This is a genomic window from Corynebacterium sp. (assembly GCF_012838985.1).
Classification (GTDB): domain Bacteria; phylum Actinomycetota; class Actinomycetes; order Mycobacteriales; family Mycobacteriaceae; genus Corynebacterium.
Window position 1 is genome coordinate 1 of record NZ_DUOE01000024.1, and the last position, 7,991, is coordinate 7,991.

General features: G+C 67.0%; 7 protein-coding genes and 2 tRNA genes. 7 read left to right on the forward strand and 2 right to left on the reverse strand.

Annotated elements, in window-relative coordinates; translation table 11 throughout:
- The first annotated feature begins 224 nt into the window (after nt 1-224).
- The 4 genes from GXZ33_RS01000 to GXZ33_RS01015 all read left to right on the forward strand — a co-directional run bounded on the left by GXZ33_RS01000 (nt 225) and on the right by GXZ33_RS01015 (nt 2,828).
- Nucleotides 225-301, forward strand: a tRNA-Ile gene (locus tag GXZ33_RS01000).
- Nucleotides 302-308: 7 nt separating this feature from the next.
- Nucleotides 309-381: transfer RNA gene (locus tag GXZ33_RS01005), tRNA-Ala, on the forward strand.
- A 316-nt stretch (nt 382-697) separates the two neighbouring features.
- On the forward strand, nt 698-1,894 hold the full coding sequence (locus GXZ33_RS01010) for an FAD/NAD(P)-binding oxidoreductase (RefSeq protein ID WP_291339005.1): 1,197 nt from the start codon (nt 698-700) through the stop codon (nt 1,892-1,894).
- 37 nt (nt 1,895-1,931) lie between these two features.
- The gene (locus tag GXZ33_RS01015) at nt 1,932-2,828 is read left to right on the forward strand and encodes a cation diffusion facilitator family transporter (protein ID WP_291339006.1); all 897 of its coding nucleotides are present in this window, start codon (nt 1,932-1,934) and stop codon (nt 2,826-2,828) included.
- 19 nt (nt 2,829-2,847) lie between these two features.
- On the opposite strand, the gene GXZ33_RS01020 is transcribed toward GXZ33_RS01015, so the two are convergent.
- On the reverse strand, nt 2,848-3,081 hold the full coding sequence (locus tag GXZ33_RS01020) for a hypothetical protein (RefSeq protein WP_291339007.1): 234 nt from the start codon (nt 3,079-3,081) through the stop codon (nt 2,848-2,850).
- 88 nt (nt 3,082-3,169) lie between these two features.
- Nucleotides 3,170-3,856, reverse strand: a complete 687-nt coding sequence (locus GXZ33_RS01025) for a hypothetical protein (RefSeq protein WP_291339008.1) — start codon at nt 3,854-3,856, stop codon at nt 3,170-3,172.
- 293 nt (nt 3,857-4,149) lie between these two features.
- On the opposite strand from GXZ33_RS01025, the gene GXZ33_RS01030 reads away from it, so the two are divergent.
- From GXZ33_RS01030 to GXZ33_RS01040, 3 genes are all read left to right on the forward strand, one after another.
- Nucleotides 4,150-5,124 (forward strand): methylenetetrahydrofolate reductase, encoded by a 975-nt coding sequence (locus GXZ33_RS01030; RefSeq protein WP_291339009.1) that lies wholly within the window; start codon nt 4,150-4,152, stop codon nt 5,122-5,124.
- 133 nt (nt 5,125-5,257) lie between these two features.
- The gene (metE, locus tag GXZ33_RS01035) at nt 5,258-7,573 is read left to right on the forward strand and encodes a 5-methyltetrahydropteroyltriglutamate--homocysteine S-methyltransferase (RefSeq protein WP_291339010.1); all 2,316 of its coding nucleotides are present in this window, start codon (nt 5,258-5,260) and stop codon (nt 7,571-7,573) included.
- 141 nt (nt 7,574-7,714) lie between these two features.
- A partial coding sequence (locus GXZ33_RS01040; RefSeq protein ID WP_291339011.1) for a peptidylprolyl isomerase occupies nt 7,715-7,991 on the forward strand: 277 nt, incomplete at its 3' end.

A 7,991-nucleotide genomic window follows, 5' to 3' on the forward strand; every position in this document is an offset into this window, starting at 1 on the left:
CAACGCGGCGGCGGACGTCCTCGGCGGGCTGAAGCTGCGCGTCGCGGGCGCGGAGGACGCAGCGGCCGTCCCGGACAACGCGGCCACGCCGAAGACGTCGAAAGCGCCGGAAGAGGCCTAGCTCAAAGGCCTGCGTTCCAGTGGAAGAAAACTTCATAAAACAGGGGCTGACCTGGCGATTTGGTTTATATCGCATCGCATGGATACACTAGTCCCTGTTCGAAGGGCCTATAGCTCAGGCGGTTAGAGCGCATCGCTGATAACGATGAGGTCGCAAGTTCGATTCTTGCTAGGCCCACCAGGAACATGGGGCATTAGCTCAATTGGTAGAGCATCTGCTTTGCAAGCAGAAGGTCAGGAGTTCGATTCTCCTATGCTCCACAGGTGGAACCCGCTGTCCGGTCTGATCCGGACGGCGGGTTTCTTGTTTCCGCGGGTCGGGTGGACCGCGGAAGGGCATGTTCGGAAGGGCACGTTCGGACGCAGATGTGGTCTCGAACGCGGCGGGGCCGGGGGCGGGTCCTCTCGGGGATGTGAATCCGAACGTGGGGGAGGGGCGTCGACAAGCAATCTGTAACTGGAATCACAAACTGCCAATCCTGCGATGGCCGTCACTGCTAAGGTGAATAAAAAACGAGTCGACTCATCTCTTCGGTCACTCATCAACCACCTGAGATCAGCACTGACGGAGGACATCATGGCCATCCACCACCGGATCGTCATCATCGGCGGCGGCAACGCCGGCATCAGCGTCGCAGCACGGCTGCGCATCAAGGGGCAGGACGACATCGCCGTCATCGAGCCCAGCGACAAGCACTACTACCAGCCGCTCTGGACCATGATCGGCGGCGGTCAGGGCAACATCAGGAGCACCGAGCGCCCGCAGGCAAGTGTCATGCCGCAGGGCGTGGCGTGGATCAAGGGCGCCGCGGAGGGCGTGGACCCGGAGAAGAACGAGGTGCGCCTCAGCGACGGCACCGTGGTGTCCTACGACTACCTCGTGGTGTGCCCGGGCATCCAGCTGGACTGGGACAAGACGCCGGGGCTGCCGGAAGCGCTGAAAACGCCGAATGTGTCCAGCAACTACCGTTTCGATCTCGCCCCGAAGACCTGGCAGATGATCAAGCACATGAAGCAGGGCACGGCCGTGTTCACCATGCCGACCGACCCGATCAAGTGCGGCGGCGCCCCGCAGAAGATCGCCTACCTGGCGGCGGACCACTGGCGGAAGGAGGGCGTGCTCGATGACATCCACGTGATCCTCGTGCTGCCGTCCCCGGGCATGTTCGGCGTGAAGGTGTTCTCGGATGAGCTGGAGAAGGTGGCCGCGAAGTACGGCATCGACGTGCGTTTCAACTCCGAGCTCACGGAGGTGGACGGCGCGACGCAGACGGCGACCATCCGCGACAACTCCAGCGGCGAGTCGGAGGACATCCACTACGACATCATGCACGTGGTGCCGAAGCAGTCCGCGCCGGACTGGGTGAAGAACAGCCCGCTGGCTGACCCGGACAGCCCGCTGGGGTACGTCAAGGTGGACAAGCACACGCTGCAGCACACGGAGTACCCGAACGTGTTCTCGCTGGGTGACGCCTCGAGTGCGCCGAACTCGAAGACGGGTGCGGCGATCCGTAAGCAGGCGCCGGTGCTGGTGAAGAACCTGCTGGCCGCGATGGAGGGCCGCGCGCTGTCCCCGACGTACGAGGGCTACGCCTCGTGTCCGCTGGTCACGTCGCAGCGTTCGGTGCTGCTGGCGGAGTTCAACTACAAGATGGAGCCGACGCCGTCGATCCCGGTGATCGACACGACGAAGCCGCGTTTCGACATGTGGGTGCTCAAGCGTTACGGACTGCCGTTCATGTACTGGAACCTCATCCTCAAGGGCCGCGCCTGACGTTTTCAATAGCGTTTCAATAAGCTACCCTGTGGTCATGGCACACGATCATGACCACAGGGACGCGCCCCTGCGCGCGCTCGGCATCGCGGCCCTCATCACCGGCACCATCTTCACCGCCGAACTCGTCGGCGGCCTCATCTCCGGTTCGCTGGCGCTGCTGTCGGACGCCATGCACATGCTTTCCGACGCCGCCGGCCTCCTCATCGCCCTCCTCGCGGCGTGGGTGGGGCGCAGGGCGGCGTCGGCAAGCGCGACGTTCGGACACCGCCGCATCGAGGTGCTGGCCGCCCTGGTCAACGCCGTCGCCGTCACCGGCGTGGTGATCTGGATCCTCGTGCAGGCGCTCGGCCGCCTCGGTGGGCACCATGACATCGACACGGGCATGATGCTCAGCATCGCGGTCGTCGGCCTGCTGGCGAACGCGGCCTCGGCGTGGGTGCTCTCCCGCCACGGCGGCGACGACCTCAACGTCCGCGGCGCACTGCTGCACGTGCTGGCGGACCTGCTGGGTTCGGTGGCGGTCATCATCGCCGGCCTGGTCATCCGCTACACGGGCTGGACCCCGGCCGACACGATCGCCTCGCTGGCCATCGTCGCGTTCGTCCTGCCGCGTTCCCTCAGCCTGCTGTGGCACGCCGTCGAGGTGCTGCTCGAGCGGGCGCCGCGGGGCGTGGACACGCGCGAGGTGGAGCAGGTGCTCGCCGACGTCCCCGGCGTGGTCGGCGTCCACGACCTGCACGTCTGGTCCACCGACGGCGTCACGCCGCTGGCCACCGCGCACCTGGTCGTCGACGAATCCTGCGTGGGTCCGGGCGACTGCGGCATCCTCGGGGCTGCGCAGGAGGCGCTGCGGGAGCTGCACATCGAGCACTCCACGATCCAGCTCGAACACCCCGGGCACATGCAGCACGAAGAGGTCTGCCGCCCGTGACGGGAGTCCTCCCGGCCCCTCAGCTCTCCTCGATGTCGTAACGCGAGATCTCGGCGGCGGGGATCCGCTGCTGCCCGCCGTCCAGGTCCTCGCACTCGAAGGCGGCGTCCGGGTCCTCGGACTCGAGGACCGCGCGCAACCGCTCGACGTTGTCGACCTCCGGCAGGCCGTTCTCGTCCTTCTCCGCGGAATGGGCGGGGAAACGGAGGGTCGCGTCGTTGATGGTGGTGATGGTCAGCACGTTGATGGTCATGCGCCCGAGGCTACCTGTGTGGTGGGTCACATGCAGGGCGTGAAAAAGCGCCCCCTCCCGGGTGTGGAGGGGGCGCCGGTGCCGGGGGCTACTTCTTCTCGGGGCCTTCCTCGGCGTCCGGATCAGTGACCTTGTCGACGGACTCGTCGTTGACCGGGTCATCGGAGTCCACGGCGTCGCCGTCCAGATCCTCGACGATCTCGAACTCGCCGGCCTCGTCCTCAGCGGCGGTACGGTGCTTCTCCAGCTGCTCGTCGAGAGCGGAGAGCAGCTCCTCGTCGCGCTCCTCCGGGACACCCTCCTCCGGGGTCTCGGTGGAGTAGACCAGCTTCGACTCGGCCGGGGCCTCACCGCCGGAGAAGTCCTCCACGCGCGGCGGGATGTCACCCGGGGCGTCCTGGCGGCGGGTGTACCAGAAGACGGCGCCACCGATCACGGAGACGAGCAGCGCGGCCAGGCCGGCCATCGTCCAGTTGCGGCGGCACTGCGCCTTACGGGCCCGCTTCTTCGCCGGGGTGTTGTCGGCGACCTGGGCGAGACGCTTCTTGGCGGCGTCGAGACGCAGGTGTGCCGCCTGGGTGACGTTGCCCGCCTCGCGGCGGCCTTCGTCGAGAAGCGACTCGCCGCGGGACCGCAGCTCGTCGAGGTCGACGCGGTCGGCGGCCTCGGAGAGCAGGTCATAGGCCTCGCGGACCTTCTGCTCGTTGTACTCCTTCACGCGGCCGCGGACAGCGTTGAATGCATCCAGCATCATCTTGATCGTTGCGGGGTTCACGGTGTGCTCCTTGTTCAATGGGTCATTCTCCCTCCCAGACTAGCGGCGAAGCCGCAATCAGGGCGTGTTTCCGGGTGTGCGGAACCTGGGGAAATCAAACTGAACCGCTTGGTCCATTTCTGGCCGAAAACCGGCCTCGGGGGGTGAATTATATTCATGCTAGGATTGGTGTGTTGCTGCAGGTCACGGCACAGACCGGAAATAGCACCTTTCTAAAAATTACCCGTCGTAAACCGTTGGCTTGCTACATTCACAGCCACTTGCCCAACGGGACGTCTGAAGGAGGAAAGCACATGAACGCAAGCGCGCCCCACTACAGCGCCAAGCGTCGATTCTCCGCCTCCGCCCCGTTGGACACCTTCGATCCCGAGGAAGCGCGTCAGGCCCCCGTGCCGGAGCGCACCTCCCTCTCCTTTGAGGTCATGCCCCCGCGCCACGACGCGGACGAGGCCAAGATCGACGAACTGCTGGTCACGCTGGAGTCCTACAACCCGGACTACATCTCCGTGACCAGCTCCCGGAACTCCGGCTGGCTCGAGGGCACCGCCAAGTTCATCGAGAAGATCAACGCACAGACCCGCATCCCGACGGTCGCCCACCTGGCCTGCACCGCCGGCACCCGCGAGGAACTCATCGGCTGGATCAACCGCCTCATGGACTCCGGTGTCCGCGGCCTGCTCGCCCTCCGCGGCGACCTGGCGGAAGGACAGACCGGTATGCCTGAGGGGTACCTCAAGCACGCCACCGACCTCATCAACCTCATCCAGGAGATCGAGGAGGAGCAGGTCGCCCGCTTCGGAGCCGGCCGCCTCGCCATCGGCGTCGCCGCCTACCCCAGCGGCCACGAGGAGTCGACCAGCCGCGACGAGGACATCGACGTCCTCCTGGCCAAGCAGCGTCTCGGCGCGGACTTCGCCATCACCCAGCTGTTCTTCGACGCAGAGGACTACCTCCGCTTCCTGGAGCGCGCCCGCCTGGCAGGCGTGAGGATCCCGCTCATCCCCGGCATCATGCCGATGACGAGCGTCGCGAGACTACGTCGAATGGGCCAGCTCTCCGGGCTCACCGTCCCCGACCGGCTGATCAGCCGGCTGGAGGCGGCAGGCCCGGAGAGCGAGTACCAGACGGGCCTCGACCTCACGGCCGAGCTCGCGCAGACCATCCTGGACGCCGGTGCCGGGGGGATGCACGTGTACACGTTCAACCGGCCGGACACCACCACCGAACTGCTGGACCGCATCGGCATCACACCCCGACCCTCGGGTTAGGGCGTGAGGCGGGACACCGCCGCCGCTGCACCTCATACTGATAGCGACCTACTGCATGCACCGGGAGCCCCCGAGAAGAGCAGTCCAGGTTGAGCACCTACCTCTCAGAATTTTTCGAAAGGCCTCCCTTTTCATGTCTTCCACCGCTTTCCCCACCTTCACCATCGAGGGCTACCCGCGCGTCGGCGCCAACCGCGAGCTCAAGAAGGCCCTCGAGTCCTTCTGGGCCGGCCGCATCGACGAGGAGACCTTCACCTCCTCCGCGCACTCCATCCGTCTGGAGAACTACGCCCGTCTGCGTGACCTGGGCCTGGACCAGGACTACGCCATCCCGGCCGACGTCGCCCTCTACGACCAGGTGCTCGAGACCGGTGTCACCGTCGGCCTGATCGGTGGCGACGCCGCGGAGGTCGACCTCACCGAGTACTTCGCCCTGGCCCGTGGCACCTCCGAGCGTTCCCCGCTCGAGATGACCAAGTGGTTCGACACCAACTACCACTACCTGGTCCCGGAGGTCTCCGCCGACACCGTGATCACCCCGCGCCCGCAGCGCATCCTGGACATCGTCGCCGAGGCCAAGGAGGCCGGCCACGTCGTCCGTCCGTTCCTGGTCGGCCCGGTCACCCTGCTGGCCAAGTCCAAGGCCACCGAGGACGCCGGCGAGGGCTTCAACCCGCTGTCCCGCCTCGAGGACCTCACCGCCGCGTACCAGACCGTCCTGGCCGCCCTCAAGGAGGCCGGCGTGGAGTGGGTCCAGCTCGCTGAGCCGGCCCTGGTCTCCGACCTGACCATCGCCACCGACCAGGAGCTCGCCGACCTCGCAGCCGAGACCTACGGCAAGATCCTCGGCGAAGAGAACCGCCCGCAGGTCCTCATCACCTCCCCGTACGGCGCACTGCGCGCCGGCCTGGACGCCCTCGTCGGCGCCAAGCCGGAGGCCCTGGCCGTCGACCTCGCACCGGTCACCCTCTCCAACGAGGAGGGCTACGTCGAGCGCGTCGCCAAGGCACTCGCCGGCACCGACATCACCCTGGCAGCGGGCGTCATCGACGGCCGCAACATCTGGGCCGCCGACCTGCGTGAGCGCCTCTCCGTCCTGGAGGAGCTGAAGAAGGGCGGCGTCGAGAAGATCGCCGTCACCTCCTCCGTCTCCCTGCAGCACGTCCCGCACACCGTCTCCGTGGAGAAGAACCTCCCGGTCGACGTCGCCGGCTGGCTGTCCTTCGCCGACGAGAAGATCGGCGAGGCCCAGGCACTGGCCACCGCACTCGAGGGCGGCTCCGTCGCCGCCGCCGACGCCTTCGCCCGCTCCGACCGCGCCGTGCGCACCCGTCGTGAGTCCGCACGCACCCACAACCAGGCCGTCCAGGACCGCGTCGCAGCCCTGCCGGAGGGCGAGGTCGCCCGCCAGCCGGAATTCGCCGAGCGCGTCGAGGCCCAGAAGGTGCTCAACCTGCCGAAGCTGCCGACCACCACGATCGGCTCCTTCCCGCAGACCACCGAGATCCGCAAGGCACGCGCCGACCACCGCTCCGGTGCCCTCACCGACGAGCAGTACACCGACGCCCTCAAGGACGAGGTCAAGTCCGTCATCGAGCTGCAGGAGCGCCTCGGCATCGACGTCCTGGTCCACGGCGAGCCCGAGCGCAACGACATGGTCCAGTACTTCGCCGAGCTTCTCGACGGCTTCGTCACCACCGAGCACGGCTGGGTCCAGTCCTACGGCTCCCGCTGCACCCGCCCGTCCATCGTCGTCGGCGACGTCTCCCGCCCGGAGCCGATGACCGTCGAGTGGGCCAAGTACGCCCAGTCCCTGTCCGACAAGCCGGTCAAGGGCATGCTGACCGGCCCGGTCACCATCCTGGCCTGGTCCTTCACCCGTGACGACGTCCCGAAGTCCGTCTCCGCCGACCAGATCGGTGTCGCCCTGGCCGACGAGGTCGCCGACCTCGAGGCCGCCGGCATCAACGTCATCCAGATCGACGAGCCGGCGCTGCGTGAGCTGCTGCCGCTGCGCGAGGAGGACCGCCCGGCCTACCTTGACTGGGCCGTCCGCTCCTTCCGCCTGGTCTCCCTGGACGCCAAGCCGACCACCCAGATCCATACCCACCTCTGCTACTCGGAGTTCGGTCAGATCATCGATGCCGTCGCCGGCCTCGATGCCGACGTCACCTCCATCGAGGCAGCCCGCTCCCGCATGGAGCTGCTCGCCGACCTGGACGAGTCCTTCCACTCCGAGATCGGCCCCGGCATCTGGGACATCCACTCCCCGCGCGTCCCGGACGTCGCCGAGCTCACCGAGCTGATCAAGGCCGCCCTGGTCAACGTGCCGACCGAGCGTCTCTGGGTCAACCCGGACTGCGGTCTGAAGACCCGCGGCTACGCCGAGACCGAGGCATCCCTGCGCAACATGGTCCTCGCCCGCGACCTCGTGGTCGAGTCCCTCTAAGACTCCGCGCCTGACACAGGCCCGGTTCCACCGCTCCGGCGGTGGGGCCGGGCTTTCGTCGTTCTTCCCCGATCACCTGAACTCACGACGTGTGCGTTGCAGTCTCCTGCCGTCGCGTCGATGTTCGCTAGACTGTCCCGCATGACCAACAAGACCGCTACTGCGACTCTGCACACCAACCGTGGTGACATCGTCATCGAGCTCTTCGGCAACCACGCCCCGGCCACCGTGGCCAACTTCGTCGGCCTGGCCGACGGCTCCAAGGAGTACTCCACCGAGAACGCCTCCGGCGAGAAGTCCGGCCCGTTCTACGACGGCGCCGTGTTCCACCGCGTCATCGACGGCTTCATGATCCAGGGCGGCGACCCGACCGGCACCGGCCGTGGCGGCCCGGGCTACATGTTCGCCGACGAGTTCC

Bases quoted from the DNA above. Each gene is read 5' to 3' on its own strand.
- GXZ33_RS01010 (WP_291339005.1), top strand. From the start codon at position 698: ATGGCCATCCACCACCGGATCGTCATCATCGGCGGCGGCAACGCCGGC.
- GXZ33_RS01015 (WP_291339006.1), top strand. From the start codon at position 1,932: ATGGCACACGATCATGACCACAGGGACGCGCCCCTGCGCGCGCTCGGC.
- GXZ33_RS01020 (WP_291339007.1), bottom strand. From the start codon at position 3,081: ATGACCATCAACGTGCTGACCATCACCACCATCAACGACGCGACCCTC.
- GXZ33_RS01030 (WP_291339009.1), top strand. From the start codon at position 4,150: ATGAACGCAAGCGCGCCCCACTACAGCGCCAAGCGTCGATTCTCCGCC.
- metE (WP_291339010.1), top strand. From the start codon at position 5,258: ATGTCTTCCACCGCTTTCCCCACCTTCACCATCGAGGGCTACCCGCGC.